The sequence below is a fragment of the Klebsiella sp. CN_Kp097 genome (genome assembly GCF_040064495.1).
Classification (GTDB): domain Bacteria; phylum Pseudomonadota; class Gammaproteobacteria; order Enterobacterales; family Enterobacteriaceae; genus Klebsiella; species Klebsiella aerogenes.
Genome location: NZ_JBEAIL010000007.1, coordinates 56396 through 72804, shown reverse-complemented (window position 1 = coordinate 72804; position 16409 = coordinate 56396). Strand labels below are relative to the sequence as shown.

Below are 16409 nucleotides of genomic sequence, written 5' to 3'. Positions count from 1 at the left end.
ATGTCTATCACGGCGAAGTCCGTCTACCGTGACACGGGGAATTTTTTTCGTAATCAGTTCGTTACTATTCTGCTGATTGCGTTGTTATGCGCGTTCATCACGGTAGTCATTGGCCATGCCTTTTCGCCCAGTGACGAGCAGTTATCGATCCTCAGCGAAGGCGATAACCTGGCGGGCAGCGCCGGCTTGTTTGAGCTGGTGCAGAACATGACGCCGGAACAGCAGCAGATCTTGCTGCGCGCGTCGGCAGCCTCAACCTTCTCCGGCCTGGTGGGGAATGCCATCCTCGTCGGCGGCGTACTGTTGCTGATCCAGTTGATCTCCGCCGGGCATCGCGTCAGCGCGCTGCGGGCGATCGGCGCCGCGGCGCCGGTTCTGCCGAAATTGTTGCTGCTTATCCTGTTCACCACCTTCGTGGTACAGATGGGGATGATGCTGGTGCTGGTGCCGGGCGTGCTGCTGGCGATTGTCCTGGCGTTCGCGCCGGTGATGCTGGTGCAGGATAAAATCGGCATCTTTAGCGCAATGCGCGGCAGTATGCGTCTGGCGTGGGCTAATATGCGTCTGGTGGCGCCAGCGGTACTGGGCTGGCTGCTGGCAAAAACGGCGCTGCTGCTGCTTGCTTCAAGCTTCGCAACGCTGTCGCCAAACGTCGCCGCCGTGGTCATTAATACCATCAGCAATCTGTTCTCTGCGCTGTTGCTGATCTATTTGTTCCGCTTGTATATGCTTATTCGCAACTAACTTTAATCTGGGCCGGGTATTCCGGTCCTTCCTGAACGACGGAATTGATGTATGAAGCAGTTTCTCGATTTTTTACCGCTCGTAGTCTTCTTCGCTTTTTATAAGATTTACGATATCTACGCCGCAACCACCGCGCTGATCGTCGCCACCGCGGTGGTCCTCATTTATAGCTGGGTGCGCTATCGTAAAGTTGAAAAGATGGCGCTGATCACTTTTGTGCTGGTCGCCGTCTTCGGCGGTCTGACTATCTTCTTCCACAACGATGAATTCATTAAGTGGAAAGTGACCGTCATCTACGCCCTGTTTGCTGGCGCCCTGCTGTTCAGCCAGTGGGTAATGAAAAAACCGCTTATCCAACGCATGCTTGGCAAAGAGCTGACGCTGCCGCAGCAGGTGTGGTCACGGCTGAATCTGGCCTGGGCGCTGTTCTTTATTCTCTGCGGGCTGGCCAATATCTACATCGCGTTCTGGCTGCCGCAAAATATCTGGGTCAACTTCAAAGTCTTCGGTTTAACGGCATTGACCCTGGTCTTTACCCTGTTGAGCGGCGTCTATATCTACCGCCACATGCCGCAGGACGATAAGCACTAATCCCTCTCAACGGTACGCGCTGGCCGGCGCGTACCGCCTTCTTTTATCAACTTGCGTCCCGACCTTTGCCAAAACCCCGTTTTAACCGTACCGACGGGCGTATTCCCCTATTCTCTCTGCGCCGTTTTCATAGTAGCATCGCGCCTGATCTTCTTTGACTAGTACAGAGTATAGAATGACAACAACAGATCTCGCCCCGAAGGGCGAATTGGTTTTACGCACCCTGGCCATGCCGGCGGATACCAACGCGAACGGCGATATTTTTGGCGGCTGGTTGATGTCGCAGATGGATATCGGCGGCGCGATTATGGCCAAAGAGATTGCCCGCGGCCGCGTTGTGACCGTCCGTGTTGATGGTATGACTTTTTTACGCCCGGTCGCCGTTGGCGATGTCGTGTGCTGCTATGCCCGCTGCGTAAAACGCGGCAACACCTCAATCACCATTAATATTGAGGTATGGGTGAAAAAAGTATCGACGGAACCGCTGGGCCAGCGTTACAAGGCGACGGAAGCCCTGTTTATTTATGTGGCGGTAGACAATGAAGGCAAGCCGCGAGCGCTGCCTGCCGAATGATAAATGGCCCGGTTACCCGGGCCGTTTGTCTATTTACAGGAAGCCAAGCAGTGAGAAGAAAACATAGCCAATCACAATCACCACAATCGGCAGCACGTAAAGCGTAAAATACTGCTTCAGGATGGTATGACGCGGTACGACAATACGTTCGGCAAGCTGTTCACGAGACAGGCCTTCCGCTCCTTTAGCCTGTTCCAGAATCAACTGATCTTCCACCCCTTCGCGTAGAAACTTCGCCTGGCGGCCCATCCGCGCGCCGGAAGCCTGCAACGCCATGCCAACAAACACCAGCGCGTAGATAATCCAGAAACCGATGTTCAACGCATGTTTGAACTCCGGCAGCGGCGAGTTGTACCAGAAGAAATTCAGGAACGGCGTATTAAAACGCACCATCTCAATCATCAGGTGGGCGAAATCCATCATCACCGCATCAATACCCGGTTTCTTTTCGCTATGCTCGTACATAAATTTCAGTACGGAAATCAGCGTAGACAGCACGGCTGGAATGAAGATGACCCATCCCAAAATGCGTTTAATGACCGCAATGCGTCCAGCTTGTTGATACGTCATGAGTTCCCCTTGTTTAAAACGCCAGACTCTCCATGCCGCCATAGAGTCAGGTATAAGTCTATCTTCGTCAGCGAATTTCGCCTGCTTCAGCGCGGTATGATATACCATATGGACAATTTCGTTATCTACTTACGCCAATGGAGAGGAACTTATGTCAGCGAAGCGTCAGATTCTTGCCGCTATTTTCGATATGGATGGCCTGCTTATCGATTCAGAGCCGCTATGGGACCGCGCAGAGCTGGAGGTACTGGACAGCCTCGGAGTGGATATTAGCCGCCGTGATGAATTGCCGGACCTGCTGGGGCTGCGCATCGACCTGGTGGTCGATTTGTGGTTTGCGCAACAGCCCTGGCGCGGCCCGGACCGCGCAGAGGTAACCGCCAGCATTATCCGCCGCGCCATTCAACTGGTCGAGGAGTCGCGGCCGTTGCTGCCCGGCGTGCGTGAAGCCGTGGCGCTGTGTAAAGCCCAGGGACTAAAAATCGGTCTCGCTTCGGCGTCGCCGCTGCATATGCTGGAAAAAGTGCTGGAAATGTTTGAACTACGCGACCAGTTTGACGCGCTGGCTTCCGCCGAACATCTGCCATACAGCAAACCGCACCCCCAGGTCTATCTCGATTGCGCCGCTAAGCTTGGCATCGCGCCGATGTCTTGCGTGGCGCTGGAGGATTCTGTTAACGGCATGATCGCCAGCAAAGCGGCGCGAATGCGCTCAATTGTGGTTCCGGAAGCAGAAAACAGCCGCGATCCGCGTTTTGTACTGGCCGATGTGAAACTGACGTCTCTGCAGCAGCTGACGGTATCAGATCTGCGCGGCTAAGCGGCGTGCGCTGACATTGGCGTCGTCAAAATGTGTCAACCTTGTGACAAAGAGTTACACCGTCACCTCTTCCGTATACTGTATAAAAACCCTATACTGTATGAATTGACAGTTTAGGGTTTTTATCATGACGGCGGAAGGCCACCTCTTCTTTTCTATCGCCTGTGCGGTATTTGCAAAAAATGCAGAATTAACCCCCGTGCTGGCGCAGGGGGACTGGTGGCATATCGTTCCTTCCGCCGTGCTGACCTGCCTGCTGCCCGATATCGATCATCCGAAATCTTTCCTCGGGCAGCGTTTAAGCTGGGTCTCAAAACCGGTAGCCCGCGCCTTCGGCCATCGCGGTTTTACCCACAGCCTGCTGGCGGTATTCGGCGCGCTGGCGCTGTTCTATCTTAAAGTGCCTGATAGCTGGATTATCCCGGCCGATGCGCTGCAGGGTTTAGTGCTCGGCTACCTCAGTCATATACTCGCCGATATGCTCACCCCGGCCGGCGTACCGCTGTTGTGGCCCTGCCGCTGGCGGTTCCGCCTACCGATCCTCGCGCCGCGCAAAGGCAATCAATTAGAACGCGCGCTGTGCATGGCGCTGTTCATTTACGCCGTCTGGATGCCGCAAAGCATGGCCGAAAATAGCGCCGTGCGCTGGTCATCAAATATGATTAATTCGCTGCAAATAACCTTTAATCGCTTTATTAGCCATCAGGCTGAACGATAAATACGCTAAATGATTTTTTGGTTATAACCCATTCCATTTGAGTATAAGAAAGCAATAAGGCCTTCTGCTACTCTTGGCGCCATAAGAGTTGGTTTCAGACCAACCCAGGTAACAAGATATCAGGAGAACGGGGATGAATTTTCCATTAATAGCGAACGTTGTCGTGTTCGCGGTTTTACTGTTTGCGCTGGCTCAAACCCGCCACAAACAGTGGAGCCTCGCTAAAAAAGTACTGGTCGGTCTCGTTATCGGCGTTATCTTTGGTCTCGGCCTGCAGCTGGTTTACGGCTCCGACAGCCAGGTTCTGAAAGATTCTATTCAGTGGTTCAATATCGTCGGTAACGGCTATGTGCAACTGCTGCAGATGATCGTTATGCCGCTGGTCTTCGCCTCTATTCTGAGCGCGGTGGCGCGCCTGCACAATGCCTCACAGCTGGGTAAAATCAGTTTCCTGAGCATCGGTACGCTGTTGTTCACCACCCTTATCGCCGCGCTGGTCGGCGTACTGGTGACCAACCTGTTTGGCCTCACCGCTGAAGGCCTGGTACAGGGCAGCGCGGAAACCGCCCGTCTGAACGCCATCCAGAGCAACTATGTCGGTAAAGTATCAGATCTGAGCGTTCCGCAGCTGATCCTGTCGTTTGTGCCGAAAAACCCGTTTGCCGATTTGACCGGCGCAAACCCGACCTCGATCATCAGTATCGTTATCTTCTCGGCGTTCCTTGGCGTCGCGGCGCTGAAGCTGCTGAAAGACGATGTGGAGAAAGGCCAACGCGTCCTGACCGCCATCGACACGCTGCAGGGCTGGGTGATGAAGCTGGTGCGTCTGGTGATGCAGTTAACTCCGTACGGCGTGCTGGCGCTGATGACCAAAGTGGTTGCCGGTTCCAACCTGCACGACATCATCAAGCTCGGCGGTTTCGTAGTGGCTTCTTACATCGCGCTGGGCATCATGTTTGTGGTGCACGGTCTGCTGTTAGCCGTCAATGGCGTCAGTCCGCTGAAGTATTTCCGTAAAGTCTGGCCGGTGATTACCTTCGCCTTCACCAGCCGTTCCAGCGCGGCTTCTATTCCGCTGAACGTGGAAGCGCAGACGCGCCGTCTGGGCGTACCGGAATCCATTGCCAGCTTCTCCGCCTCATTCGGCGCGACGATTGGCCAGAACGGCTGCGCCGGTATCTATCCGGCAATGCTGGCGGTAATGGTCGCGCCAACCGTTGGCATCAACCCGCTGGATCCAATGTGGATTGCCACCCTCGTGGGTATCGTCACCGTGAGCTCCGCGGGCGTAGCCGGCGTTGGCGGCGGCGCCACCTTCGCGGCCTTGATCGTGCTGCCGGCGATGGGTCTGCCGGTCACGCTGGTCGCACTGTTGATTTCCGTCGAGCCGCTGATTGATATGGGCCGTACCGCCCTCAACGTTAACGGTTCAATGACCGCCGGCACGCTGACCAGTCAGTGGCTGCGCCAGACGGATAAAGCCATCCTCGATAGCGAAGAAGACGCCGAACTGGCGCATCGCTAACGTTAACAGCCACAAAAAAGCCGCTGAATTTCAGCGGCTTTTTTATTTTACCCACGAGGTCAGGCCTCTAATTCACCTTCCTGGCGTATCTGATTAGCCCAACGCTGCGCCGATTCCGGCACGGTGAACGCCGGTGAACGGCGGAAACGCTCGCCCATCAGTACAAAGGCGACATATTTGCCCCGCAATATCCAGACATCGCGAAAATGGTCCATTTTAACGGCATGATCCGGCGGCGCAGGCTCGACGCGCGGCACGTAGCTAATGATAGGGCGATTTTGTTGGCGCAATGATTTCATAACAGATGGATTCACTAAGCAAAGCGGGAACATAAACCCCTATCATAGCCGATCGCCTCCCTTTTCGTCGCCCCCCATGGGCCAATGCGCATTTTAGGATAACTCTATTCCTACCTGAGCAGCATCCTCAGCACAATGTTCTATAGTTAGAAGGGTTTTGGTTTAGCAACGACCACTTTTAGCAATGAAAGCAGGAGACGAGCAGATGTCAGAAAAACACCACGACCCACACAGCCGACAGGCTCCGGTACACGATAGCGACGAAGCAAAACCGGGCCTCGATTCACTGGCGCCAGAAGACCGTGAGTGGCGCCCTACCCCCCAGCCAACCGCCCCCGGGGAAGAGCCGACGGCGCCGGGTAGCCTGAAAGCGCCGGATACCCACAGCATTAAATTAGATACCCTCGAGCCGCAGCGTAAAGGTGGTGAAAACTTCCCGCTGACCACCAATCAGGGGGTACGCATCGCCGACGATCAAAATTCGTTGCGCGCCGGCAACCGCGGACCAACGTTGCTGGAAGATTTTATCCTGCGTGAGAAAATTACCCACTTTGACCATGAACGCATTCCCGAGCGTATCGTTCATGCTCGCGGTTCCGCCGCACACGGCTATTTCCAGCCTTACAAAAGCCTGAAAGAAATTACCAAAGCCGATTTTCTGTCCGCGCCGGAAAAAATCACCCCCGTTTTTGTCCGCTTCTCTACCGTTCAGGGCGGCGCGGGTTCAGCCGATACCGTGCGCGATATCCGCGGCTTCGCCACCAAATTCTATACCGAAGAGGGCATTTTCGACCTGGTGGGCAACAACACGCCAATTTTCTTTATCCAGGATGCGATTAAATTTCCCGACTTTGTTCATGCGGTGAAACCCGAACCGCACTGGGCAATCCCGCAGGGACAAAGCGCCCATGACACCTTCTGGGATTATGTTTCGCTACAGCCGGAAACGCTGCATAACGTCATGTGGGCGATGTCCGACCGCGGCCTGCCGCGCAGCTATCGCACGATGGAAGGTTTCGGTATTCATACCTTCCGCCTGATTAACGCCGAAGGGAAGGCTACCTTTGTGCGCTTCCACTGGAAGCCGGTGGCCGGTAAAGCATCACTGGTATGGGATGAGGCGCAGAAATTAACAGGCCGCGATCCGGACTTCCATCGCCGCGATCTGTGGGAAGCCATCGAGGCTGGCGATTATCCGGAATTCGAGCTCGGCCTGCAGTTAATTCCGGAGGAAAACGAGTTCAATTTTGACTTCGATCTGCTGGATCCGACCAAGCTCATTCCGGAAGCGCTGGTGCCCGTTCAACGAGTCGGCAAAATGGTGCTTAACCGTAACCCCGACAACTTCTTCGCTGAGAACGAACAGGCGGCATTCCATCCGGGTCATATTGTGCCGGGTATCGATTTTAGTAACGATCCGCTGTTACAAGGGCGACTCTTCTCCTATACCGATACGCAAATTAGCCGCCTCGGTGGGCCAAATTTCCACGAAATTCCGATTAACCGCCCTACCTGCCCGTATCATAATTTCCAGCGTGACGGCATGCACCGAATGGAGATTGATACCAATCCGGCAAACTATGAACCCAACTCTATCAACGATAACTGGCCTCGTGAAACGCCGCCGGCGCCGAAACGCGGCGGCTTTGAATCGCTGGCGGAACGCGTTGATGGCGAGAAAATCCGTAACCGTAGCCCCTCCTTCGGCGAGTACTACGCCCAGCCTCGCCTGTTCTGGCTCAGCCAGACGCCGATTGAGCAGCAGCACATTATCGGCGGCTTTAGTTTTGAGCTGAGCAAAGTGGTCAGAGTCTGGATCCGCGAGCGGGTGGTCGATCATCTGGCGCATATTGATATCGGGCTGGCGGAAGCGGTAGCCAACAATCTCGGTATCGAACTCAGCGATGAGCAGCGGAATATAGCGCCGCCTGCGCCGGTTAACGGCGTGGAGAAAGACCCGACCCTCAGCCTTTACGCCGATGGCGATGGCGACGTAAAAGGACGAATTGTCGCGGTATTACTCAACGAGAAGACCTGCGCGCAGGATGTACTCAACCTGCTACAGGCGCTACAGGCCAGAGGCGTTCACAGCAAACTGCTCTATTCGCGTATGGGCGAAGTCAGCGCCGATGATGGATCGATGCTACCGATCGCCGGAACCTTCGCTGGCTCGCCGTCGTTGACGGTTGATGCGGTTATCGTTCCCGGCGGCGATCTGAGCAGCATCAGCGATAACGGCGATGCCCGCTACTATCTGCTGGAAGCCTATAAGCATCTGAAGCCCATTTTACTGGCGGGCGATGCGCGGCAGTTTAGTTCGCTGCTACAGGTGCCCGCTACGGGTGAAGAAGGGGTTATCGAATGCGACGCGATTAACACGCTTAGCGTCGATAAACTGCTGACGCTACTGGCCGCGCATCGCGTCTGGTCAAGAAGCAGTAAAGTTGCGGCCATACCCGCGTAACAAAAAGCCCGGCAGTTATGGCTGCCGGGCTTTCCTCTCTTTATACGTCGCGATAGTTTCCGAGCCGGTAGCCACGTTCCGCAATAGCGTACTTCAGTTCGCCGGACGTCAGCACGTCCAGTTCGGTCAGCCGCGGATAGCAGTAAGCGCTGCACATAATGGTGTTATCGACAAATGCCGGATGACACATCACTTCCAGCGAGTTTTCCTGCCGTTCAATCGACGCATCCAGCGTCTGCAGGAACAGCGCTTGTGAAACCGCTTCACCATAAAATTCGCTGCTGAAGCCATCGCTACTGCGCGCCGCATCCTGGTCGAGGCCATTCAGCGCCGCCACCTGACGATCGATACGCAAAGCGACGCCCTTTTCGCGCACAAAGGCGGCGACAATGGGATAGATCTGCGCGATCATATGCACATGGTGGTGGCTGTCGATATGCGTTGGTTCGCAACCAAACAGTTCGATAAAACGCCGGTACTGACACTCCAGTTCGTGGGCGATCTCATCCAACGGCAGGCTGTCCTCTTCCGCCATCTGCCAAATCCATTTGCCCAACCGCCCGTCGCGGGTTAACCCCGGCATCGCCGATAATGGCTCGCCCAGCGTCAACACAAAGTGCATGCCTACCGCCAGCTCAGGCAGGCTACGGCTTAATTGGGCGGCGTGGCCGATAGCCGCGCCGTTGACCAACCCCGTAGTCGATGTCACCAGTCCATTCTTGCAGGCTTCGATAATGCCGTAATTCTGCCCTTTGCTCAGGCCATAATCATCGGCGTTAACGATCAATACGCGTTCCATCGGCCGCTCCCGTTACTGTTTCAGTTTTTCGATAGTCGCTGCAAAGTTCGGCAGCCACTTCTCATGGGCGAGGATCATCTCCCGCGCCAACTGTTCGGCATCACGATCCGAATGAATCAGCGGGCTTAAATTGAGCGCCAGCAGCACATCATTGAGCTCACCGCTCATTGCCGCCTGGCTGGCCGCCACTTCAAAGCCTTTGATGGTATAAATCAGCCCCAACACTTTTTCATCAAAATGCGTGATTCGCGGCGTGGGCTTCGCGCCGTCGCGGCCCAGCGTGCAGGTCATTTCTACCGCCCAGTCGGCCGGAATATTATCAACATGGCCATGGTGCGGAATATTCACATAGTGCTCGGCCTGCTTATCATTGTAGATGGCATTAATCACCTCGCAGGCGGCATCAGAGTAGTAAGCCCCGCCGCGCTGCTCAAGCTCCTTCGGCTTAATGTTCAGATCCGGATTTTTGTACAGTTCGAACAGCTGCTTTTCAACCTTCTGTACGACCTGAGCGCGCGCGCCGCCTTTGTAGTACTCGCCCATCTCAATCGCCAGCATCTCTTTCGGCTTGAAGTAATAAAGCAGATATGAGCATGGGATCAGGCGCAGTGAGCGAATCAGCCCTTCGCTAAACGGCAGGTCGAAGATATTTTTCACCGAGTTCGCGGTCAGACGGCCAGAAGCCACGCCGTCCAGTAGTTCATCGAAGCGCGACACGCCATTGACCAGCACATCGCGAACGAACACCAGGTGGTTAAGGCCGAACAGATCGATATTCAACTCATCGCTCGGGCTCAGTTGCAGCACATCGGTAATAAACATCTTCATACCGATTGGAATGTTGCACACGCCGATAAAGCGTTTGAAATTGGTATGGCGGTATACCGCCTCGGTGACCATACCCGCCGGGTTGGTAAAGTTAATGATCCACGCATCGGGGCAAATTTCCTGCACATCTTTGACGATATCGAAAATCACCGGGATGGTACGCAGACCTTTAAACAGACCGCCCGCACCGTTGGTTTCCTGGCCAAGATAGCCATGGCTTAGCGGGATACGTTCATCTTTTTCACGCGCTTTCAGCTGGCCAACGCGCAGCTGCGTGGTGACGAAATCCGCCCCTTCCAGCGCCGCGCGGCGATCGAGAGTTTTGTAGACTTTCATCGGCACGCCGGCTTTTTCCACCATCCGCTGGCACAGCGCATGGATGATATCGAGCTTTTCCTGCCCTTCTTCCACGTCCACCAGCCACAGTTCCGTTACCGGCAGCTCGTGATAGCGTTTGAGGAAACCTTCCAGTAATTCCGGGGTATAGCTGCTGCCGCCGCCAATAGTCACGACTTTTAATTTCTGGCTCATATCTCTCTCCCTTAGGCGCTACGCGTAGACGTAGACCGCTCTCCGCATAAATGCGGACAGTTAACTTGAATGAATAAACCGCGCGGTAAATACCGCTGCGAGTTAATTAATATTGGTCAGTTGTTTGCGATAACTGCTTGGCGTAAATGAAGTCAGCCTTTTGAACGTTTTAATAAACAGACTTGGGCTGCTATATCCTGATTCATACGCAATATCAGTGACCGAATAGTTGGTGATTTCCAGCTGTTTTTTCGCGAAATTGATGCGGATATCATTAATGATCTGCATCGGCGTCTTACCATAATAGCGCTGGGTCGCCCGGGTTAAATATTCTTGCGTTTTCCCGGACAATTGCACCATATTTTCCAGCGCGCTTTCGCCAAATTTATTTTTATCGTGCATATCCTCTACGGTATTTTTCAGCCAGTGAGGGATCACATCTTCAACGGGCTCTTCACGATAATGACGCAAGCGGTTAATGGTGTAAAACGAGACCAGTTCAATAAATTCGTCAAATTCAGTCTCGCGAAAATTCAGTGAAGCAATAACCGACTCGATATAGCTGAGAAAGGCGCTTTGCACCGCATAGACCTGAGAGGCGACCAGCCCGAACGGCAGCAGCGGCAGATAATGTTTCTCAAAGAAGCGTCTGCTGATGCCAACGTTAAGAATGCGCGTCGCACCAAATTCATAAAAGCTCTGATGGTGCGACCCCATTGGGATGAAAACAAAATCCCCGCGCTCCAGCAGCACCCGTTTGCCATTAATTTCCTGATAATAGCGCCCGGTTAAAACGATAGTGAACTCGTAGTAATCATGCTGGTGAAGCCCGCTCACGCTCTCCGTTTTGTTATAGATGACCACATGAAAGTTTTTCCCGTTGAAGAGCTGTTGTTCCCTGGCGGTACTGATCTCTGTGGTCATCATTTTCGGCTGCCTCATCGTTCGGATAGCCTATTGTACCTTCTCGTGCAGCTCGATCAATTCGGCCACCAGTTCACGGGCCAGCATTGAGGTCATCAGATGATCCTGCGCATGAACCAGCACCAGACTCACCTTCATCTTGCCCTCGCCTTCATCGCTTTCAATAAGCTGGGTCTGGACGCGATGCGCTTCACTCAGCGCCATTCGCGATTGCTCCATCATCGATTTCGCGGCGGCAAAATCTCCCTGCTTCGCCTGCTTCAGCGCCGCATAGGCCAGGCTACGCGCCTGTCCGGAGTTGATAATCAGCCCCATCACCACCTCTTCGAGGTCATTTTCCGGGGTTTCTACCGCGTCGATGTTATCCAGATCAAACATAATATTTCCCTCGTTTCTCAGGCGGTACGGGGAGAGCCCGTACCGCTCGACATCAGAATTTCAGTGCGTTAGCAATATCTTCTTCGCTTTCTTCCTGCTCGATGGTGCTCTGCGCTTTGTTCGACAGGATGACGAACGGCAGGTACACGGCAGTAGCGACACAAAGGTTGAAGAGCGCGACCAACAGGGCAGCAACGCTACCGTTACTGTTAAAGAAGGCCCCCAAACCGGTTGGCATCGTCCACGGCGCCAGGTTGGTCACTGGTGGGATAATGCCCAGGCTGTAAGCGGCCAGCGTAATCGCGGCCAGAATCGGTTGTACCAGCACGAACGGGATGAACATGACCGGGTTCATGATGATCGGCAGGCCGAACAGAATCGGTTCGTTAATCTGGAAGATGCCTGACGGCAGCGCCAGTTTAGCCACCTGACGATGATCGGCGCGGCGAGAAGCGATGAAGATGGCGATAATCAGACCCAGCGTCGCACCGGAACCACCCAGCAGGATGTAGGAGTCGAGCATCGGCTTCGCCCAGAAGTGGAACTGTTTGCCGGCTTCAATGGCCGCGTCGACAGAGCCATACTGGTTATACAGCGCGATGTTTTCCAGCGCCCACGGCGTCATAATGCCGTTATCCAGCGCCGTCAGCGCCAGCGAACCGTGCACCCCGAAGAACCACAGCAGGGAGTTAAAGATAACGTACGCCCAGCCAACGACGCTGCCCATCGCCGCCAGCGGCGTGGAGATGGAGTCCATGATGATCTGATGGAAGTTGCTGCCGTAGTTTGACAGAATCCACGAAATAATGCCGAAGACCGACAAAATCAGGAAGCCCGGGATCAGCGCCGAGAAGGAGCGCGATACCGATGACGGCACGCTATCCGGCAGTTTGATGACCCAGTTGCGGCGAATGACAAAGGTGAACAGTTCCGCCACCACCAGGCCGATAATCATCCCGGAGATGATGTTCTGCCCGCCGAGCCAGTTGGCGCCGACGGCATAGGCTTCACCCACGCTATAAGGCGTGACGGTCATAAAGGCGGCGACCGCCAGCAGACCAGCTGCCATAGGGTCGACTTTACGCTCTTCGGCCAGCGCGGCGCCGATAAAGAACGGCGCCATCAGCGACATAATGCCCAACGTACCGTTGTAAACATTACCGCCGATGGCTTTAAAGCCGTTTAAGGTTTCAATGGTGGAGGCATCCAGGCGAATCCCCATTGAATAAAAGAAAGAACCTTCACCAAAGCTCAGAAAAACGTTGTTGATTAATACGAACATGGCCCCGGCGAGGGTCAGCGGCATTAATTTAATAAAGCCGTTTTTAATCGCATTAATGTGCGGTTGCTTTCCTATTTTAACTGCAAAAGGAAGGAGTACCTTTTCAAGCGAATCGATCACTTTACTCATAGTCAATACCCTTAAAAGCCGCAATAAAATATTACGGCGATGATGTATGAAATTACTCTTTGACGGGAAAATAAACTGTTGAATATAGTGGCGGCTAGTATTAATTAACCACCAGACGCCAACATATCGCGAGTTTAAAAAATAAAATTATTGTGCTGCAGCTTTCTTAATGGCCGCGACGGCCGCCTTCAATACACCTAAACCATCGACTTTACCGTACAGAATGGAATCAATGACCTCTACCGGCTTGTTTGGCAGCAGACGTTGAATTTCCGGCAGCATATAAGCGATTTGGGGTCCTAATAATACAACATCAGCTTCCGGTCCTTTTTCACCGGCCAGCGTTTCAGGATACGCTTCAATAATTACCGGGACTTCATACTTTTCCGCCTGGGCGCGCATTTTGGAGACCAGTAATGAAGTGGACATGCCAGCCGAGCAGAACAGATAGATATGTTTCTTTTCCATGAACGCTTCCTCAATGTGTAGGACCTGGGCTTCAGCAATGGCTGAGAGCCGGTAAGACTGGTAACTTGCGGTTAGTTTTGTTTATGCATTGAGTATACGGCAACATTTGGCGGCAGGATAATTCCCTGTTGAACAGAATTGTCTCTCATTGACCTCGCGTTTTGACTACCCTCACATTTCCCCCAAATAATTCGCGCAATTAAATAAGCATTAGCCGCCATAAAAAAGCCCGACCAATAGTCGGGCTTTCGTAGCTCTCAGCTTGTGACGCGTAGTTATTTGTTGTTACGCGGATCGGTGTCGTACTCGGCGCAGGTCTGGTAGCCGGAGTTCATCACGTGGCCGGTCTCGTCCAGCGCGACAAAGTAGGTTTCAATTTTACCATCCCGTTGACCCAGGATATAAGTCTGGCAGGTTCCGCGCGCGTGAATCATGGTGACTTCAGACGACGGTTTACCGGCAATCTGCATAACCTGGCTACGGGTCATGCCTTTTTTGACATCCTTAACAACTGGCTGTGTGAACTGATCTTTGGTGCGGTCATAGGCCGTACACCCTGCCAGCATGGTTAATACTGCTGCTGCGCCCATCAATCCTGCTAATTTTTTGTTCATATTCCGTCCTCATTATGTAATCGGCGTGTTTTAAGCCTGGAATAAAAAGCGTTATTTTTCAAGCCAAACGTCGAATTCATGTAAATTCAGAACTTTTCTGGTAACCAGATGTGTGCAAAAAATCAGCGACGGAACATACTCCACTACCGATGTTTTCCCGCACCATAAATAAATGCTATGCCATTGGTTGCCTTCTTTTCCGTCAGTCAGCGGTACCAGCCTTGTCGTTTCAGCAGCAAAGAGGTAGTTTTAGACCATGCTGGTTGCCATACAGGCTCACTTTCCGGAGGGCGTAATGACGCTTCAACAACAAATTATTCAGGCGCTGGGCGCGAAGCCGCAGATTGATGTCGAAGGCGAAATTCGCCGCAGCGTGGATTTCCTGAAATCCTATCTGCAGACCTATCCGTTCATTAAATCACTGGTGCTCGGCATTAGCGGCGGCCAGGATTCGACCCTTACCGGCAAACTATGCCAGATGGCGATCGATGAGCTGCGCGCGGAAAGCGGCGATCGCAGCCTGCAATTTATCGCCGTGCGCCTGCCTTATGGCGTCCAGGCCGATGAGCAGGATTGCCAGGATGCCATCGAATTTATCCAGCCCGACCGCGTGCTGACGGTCAATATCAAAGGCGCGGTGCTGGCCAGCGAGCAGGCGTTGCGAGAAGCGGGTATTGAGCTGAGCGACTTTGTTCGCGGCAACGAGAAAGCCCGTGAGCGAATGAAAGCGCAATACAGTATCGCCGGCATGACCAAAGGCGTGGTCGTGGGAACAGACCATGCCGCAGAAGCGATCACCGGCTTCTTTACCAAATACGGCGATGGCGGTACCGACATTAACCCGATCTTCCGTCTCAATAAACGTCAGGGCAAACAGCTACTGGCGCAGTTGGGCTGTCCTGAGCACCTTTATATGAAGCAGCCGACCGCCGACCTCGAAGATGACCGCCCTTCTCTGCCGGATGAAGTCGCGCTAGGCGTGACCTACGACAACATTGATGACTATCTGGAAGGCAAAACCCTGGACGAGAACATCGCCAAAACCATTGAAGGCTGGTATCTGAAAACCGAGCATAAGCGCCGCCCGCCAATCACCGTCTTCGACGATTTCTGGAAGAAGTAACGACTTCCCGACACCCCGGCCAGCGCCGGGGTTATTTTTTGTCCTTTTCGCCGCAAAACTCGCCTGCTATACTGGATGCATGAACAGTATCAGGAGTTGTTGTGGCCAGAAAACAATCTGCCCCGCGTCTGGAATTTGAGGCGGCGGCAATCTATGAGTATCCCGAACATTTGCGCCCATGGCTGGAGGCCTTGCCAAAGCTGCCTGGGGTGTATCAGTTCCATGGTGAAAGCGAGACGCTGCCGCTTTATATTGGTAAGAGCGTGAATATCCGCAGCCGGGTGCTGTCGCATTTGCGTACCGCTGATGAGGCCTCCATGTTGCGCCAGGCGCGACGCATCAGTTGGCAACGCACCGCCGGTGAATTAGGCGCGCTGTTACTTGAAGCGCGGTTAATTAAAGAACAGCAGCCGCTGTTTAATAAACGACTGCGGCGTAATAAACAGCTCTGCTCCTGGCTGCTGGAGTCGGGTAAACCGCAAGTTGTGTATGCGCGAGAAGTCGATTTCTCCCATCAGCAGCACCTGTACGGCCTGTTCGCTAACCGCCGCGCGGCATTACAGGCGCTACAAACCATCGCCGATGAGCACCGTCTGTGTTATGGCATTCTGGGGCTGGAGCCGCTGAGTCGCGGGCGCGCCTGTTTTCGTTCCGCACTGGGGCGCTGCGCCGGCGCCTGCTGTGGTAAAGAGAGCGTCGAAGATCATAACCAGCGGCTGCTGGCGCAAATGAGTAAGCTTCAGCTGGTGTGCTGGCCGTGGGCGGGTCCGGTGGCACTGGAAGAGCGCGGCCCGGATATGGTTCAGTACCATATCATTCATAACTGGCTGTGGCTGGGCGCGGTAGATTCACTGGCGCAAGCCGCTAAACTCACCACACTGCCTGCCGGTTTCGATCACGATGGCTACAAGATTCTTTGTAAGCCATTGCTCAGCGGTGAGTATCCGCTGCACCTTCTTGGCTAATGATTTCGCAAACGTAAAAAACCGCCGGCCCTGCCCAAAGCCTTAATGGCAATGATTGGGCAA

At 53.8% G+C, this 16409-nt stretch carries 18 protein-coding genes and 1 pseudogene; 9 read left to right on the top strand and 10 right to left on the bottom strand.

Annotation, left to right across the window (positions count from 1 at the left end):
* The 3 genes from ABLV07_RS10610 to yciA all read left to right on the top strand — a co-directional run bounded on the left by ABLV07_RS10610 (position 1) and on the right by yciA (position 1909).
* Positions 1-744 carry a YciC family protein gene (locus ABLV07_RS10610; protein WP_015366197.1) on the top strand — a complete coding sequence of 248 codons (744 nt, stop codon included), beginning with the start codon at positions 1-3 and terminating at the stop codon, positions 742-744.
* 51 nt (positions 745-795) lie between these two features.
* A complete protein-coding gene (locus ABLV07_RS10605; protein ID WP_015366196.1) occupies positions 796-1335 on the top strand; it encodes a septation protein A in 540 nt (179 codons plus the stop codon).
* 175 nt (positions 1336-1510) lie between these two features.
* The gene (yciA, locus tag ABLV07_RS10600) at positions 1511-1909 is read left to right on the top strand and encodes an acyl-CoA thioester hydrolase YciA (RefSeq protein WP_015705756.1); all 399 of its coding nucleotides are present in this window, start codon (positions 1511-1513) and stop codon (positions 1907-1909) included.
* 33 nt (positions 1910-1942) lie between these two features.
* On the opposite strand, the gene ABLV07_RS10595 is transcribed toward yciA, so the two are convergent.
* Entirely contained in the window at positions 1943-2479 is a 537-nt protein-coding gene (locus ABLV07_RS10595) for a YniB family protein (protein WP_015705757.1), read from the bottom strand.
* Positions 2480-2630: 151 nt separating this feature from the next.
* Here ABLV07_RS10595 and hxpB point away from each other — a divergent pair, with 151 nt between their 5' ends.
* From hxpB to ABLV07_RS10580, 3 genes are all read left to right on the top strand, one after another.
* Complete coding sequence (gene hxpB / locus ABLV07_RS10590) at positions 2631-3299, top strand: hexitol phosphatase HxpB (RefSeq protein WP_046883187.1); 669 nt, start codon at positions 2631-2633, stop codon at positions 3297-3299.
* A gap of 127 nt (positions 3300-3426) precedes the next feature.
* On the top strand, positions 3427-4017 hold the full coding sequence (locus ABLV07_RS10585; protein WP_015366192.1) for a metal-dependent hydrolase: 591 nt from the start codon (positions 3427-3429) through the stop codon (positions 4015-4017).
* A 133-nt stretch (positions 4018-4150) separates the two neighbouring features.
* Entirely contained in the window at positions 4151-5542 is a 1392-nt protein-coding gene (locus ABLV07_RS10580) for an L-cystine transporter (RefSeq protein ID WP_015366191.1), read from the top strand.
* A gap of 59 nt (positions 5543-5601) precedes the next feature.
* Here ABLV07_RS10580 and cedA read toward each other — a convergent pair whose 3' ends face one another.
* A complete protein-coding gene (cedA, locus tag ABLV07_RS10575) occupies positions 5602-5874 on the bottom strand; it encodes a cell division activator CedA (protein WP_071609828.1) in 273 nt (90 codons plus the stop codon).
* Between the two features lie 172 nt (positions 5875-6046).
* Between cedA and katE the strand changes: the two genes are divergently transcribed.
* On the top strand, positions 6047-8305 hold the full coding sequence (katE, locus tag ABLV07_RS10570; protein ID WP_116289336.1) for a catalase HPII: 2259 nt from the start codon (positions 6047-6049) through the stop codon (positions 8303-8305).
* Between the two features lie 40 nt (positions 8306-8345).
* Here the strand turns inward: katE and chbG are convergent, their stop codons facing one another.
* The 8 genes and pseudogenes from chbG to osmE form a co-directional block, all read right to left on the bottom strand.
* Entirely contained in the window at positions 8346-9104 is a 759-nt protein-coding gene (gene chbG, locus ABLV07_RS10565; RefSeq protein ID WP_348853364.1) for a chitin disaccharide deacetylase, read from the bottom strand.
* 12 nt (positions 9105-9116) lie between these two features.
* Positions 9117-10463 carry a 6-phospho-beta-glucosidase gene (locus ABLV07_RS10560; RefSeq protein WP_015366187.1) on the bottom strand — a complete coding sequence of 449 codons (1347 nt, stop codon included), beginning with the start codon at positions 10461-10463 and terminating at the stop codon, positions 9117-9119.
* Positions 10464-10565: 102 nt separating this feature from the next.
* Positions 10566-11405 carry a transcriptional regulator ChbR gene (chbR, locus tag ABLV07_RS10555; protein WP_026612280.1) on the bottom strand — a complete coding sequence of 280 codons (840 nt, stop codon included), beginning with the start codon at positions 11403-11405 and terminating at the stop codon, positions 10566-10568.
* A 12-nt stretch (positions 11406-11417) separates the two neighbouring features.
* Positions 11418-11765, bottom strand: a complete 348-nt coding sequence (gene chbA, locus ABLV07_RS10550) for a PTS N,N'-diacetylchitobiose transporter subunit IIA (protein ID WP_015366185.1) — start codon at positions 11763-11765, stop codon at positions 11418-11420.
* 52 nt (positions 11766-11817) lie between these two features.
* On the bottom strand, positions 11818-13176 hold the full coding sequence (gene chbC, locus ABLV07_RS10545) for a PTS N,N'-diacetylchitobiose transporter subunit IIC (RefSeq protein WP_015366184.1): 1359 nt from the start codon (positions 13174-13176) through the stop codon (positions 11818-11820).
* Positions 13177-13187: 11 nt separating this feature from the next.
* Positions 13188-13253, bottom strand: a pseudogene (locus tag ABLV07_RS10540) (hypothetical protein); the annotation flags it as partial.
* A gap of 70 nt (positions 13254-13323) precedes the next feature.
* The gene (gene chbB / locus ABLV07_RS10535; RefSeq protein ID WP_015366183.1) at positions 13324-13644 is read right to left on the bottom strand and encodes a PTS N,N'-diacetylchitobiose transporter subunit IIB; all 321 of its coding nucleotides are present in this window, start codon (positions 13642-13644) and stop codon (positions 13324-13326) included.
* 275 nt (positions 13645-13919) lie between these two features.
* Positions 13920-14258, bottom strand: a complete 339-nt coding sequence (osmE, locus tag ABLV07_RS10530; RefSeq protein ID WP_015366182.1) for an osmotically-inducible lipoprotein OsmE — start codon at positions 14256-14258, stop codon at positions 13920-13922.
* A gap of 295 nt (positions 14259-14553) precedes the next feature.
* Between osmE and nadE the strand changes: the two genes are divergently transcribed.
* Positions 14554-15381: an ammonia-dependent NAD(+) synthetase gene (gene nadE / locus ABLV07_RS10525; RefSeq protein ID WP_032711849.1), complete on the top strand. Its 828-nt coding sequence runs from the start codon at positions 14554-14556 to the stop codon at positions 15379-15381.
* A 101-nt stretch (positions 15382-15482) separates the two neighbouring features.
* Entirely contained in the window at positions 15483-16346 is an 864-nt protein-coding gene (gene cho, locus ABLV07_RS10520; RefSeq protein WP_032708300.1) for an excinuclease Cho, read from the top strand.
* Positions 16347-16409 lie beyond the last annotated feature (63 nt).

Excerpts from the sequence above, each read along its gene's own strand:
- ABLV07_RS10610 (WP_015366197.1), top strand. The coding sequence starts at position 1 with ATGTCTATCACGGCGAAGTCCGTCTACCGTGACACGGGGAATTTTTTT.
- ABLV07_RS10605 (WP_015366196.1), top strand. The coding sequence starts at position 796 with ATGAAGCAGTTTCTCGATTTTTTACCGCTCGTAGTCTTCTTCGCTTTT.
- yciA (WP_015705756.1), top strand. The coding sequence starts at position 1,511 with ATGACAACAACAGATCTCGCCCCGAAGGGCGAATTGGTTTTACGCACC.
- ABLV07_RS10595 (WP_015705757.1), bottom strand. The coding sequence starts at position 2,479 with ATGACGTATCAACAAGCTGGACGCATTGCGGTCATTAAACGCATTTTG.
- hxpB (WP_046883187.1), top strand. The coding sequence starts at position 2,631 with ATGTCAGCGAAGCGTCAGATTCTTGCCGCTATTTTCGATATGGATGGC.
- ABLV07_RS10585 (WP_015366192.1), top strand. The coding sequence starts at position 3,427 with ATGACGGCGGAAGGCCACCTCTTCTTTTCTATCGCCTGTGCGGTATTT.
- ABLV07_RS10580 (WP_015366191.1), top strand. The coding sequence starts at position 4,151 with ATGAATTTTCCATTAATAGCGAACGTTGTCGTGTTCGCGGTTTTACTG.
- cedA (WP_071609828.1), bottom strand. The coding sequence starts at position 5,874 with ATGTTCCCGCTTTGCTTAGTGAATCCATCTGTTATGAAATCATTGCGC.
- katE (WP_116289336.1), top strand. The coding sequence starts at position 6,047 with ATGTCAGAAAAACACCACGACCCACACAGCCGACAGGCTCCGGTACAC.
- chbG (WP_348853364.1), bottom strand. The coding sequence starts at position 9,104 with ATGGAACGCGTATTGATCGTTAACGCCGATGATTATGGCCTGAGCAAA.
- ABLV07_RS10560 (WP_015366187.1), bottom strand. The coding sequence starts at position 10,463 with ATGAGCCAGAAATTAAAAGTCGTGACTATTGGCGGCGGCAGCAGCTAT.
- chbR (WP_026612280.1), bottom strand. The coding sequence starts at position 11,405 with ATGAGGCAGCCGAAAATGATGACCACAGAGATCAGTACCGCCAGGGAA.
- chbA (WP_015366185.1), bottom strand. The coding sequence starts at position 11,765 with ATGTTTGATCTGGATAACATCGACGCGGTAGAAACCCCGGAAAATGAC.
- chbC (WP_015366184.1), bottom strand. The coding sequence starts at position 13,176 with ATGAGTAAAGTGATCGATTCGCTTGAAAAGGTACTCCTTCCTTTTGCA.
- chbB (WP_015366183.1), bottom strand. The coding sequence starts at position 13,644 with ATGGAAAAGAAACATATCTATCTGTTCTGCTCGGCTGGCATGTCCACT.
- osmE (WP_015366182.1), bottom strand. The coding sequence starts at position 14,258 with ATGAACAAAAAATTAGCAGGATTGATGGGCGCAGCAGCAGTATTAACC.
- nadE (WP_032711849.1), top strand. The coding sequence starts at position 14,554 with ATGACGCTTCAACAACAAATTATTCAGGCGCTGGGCGCGAAGCCGCAG.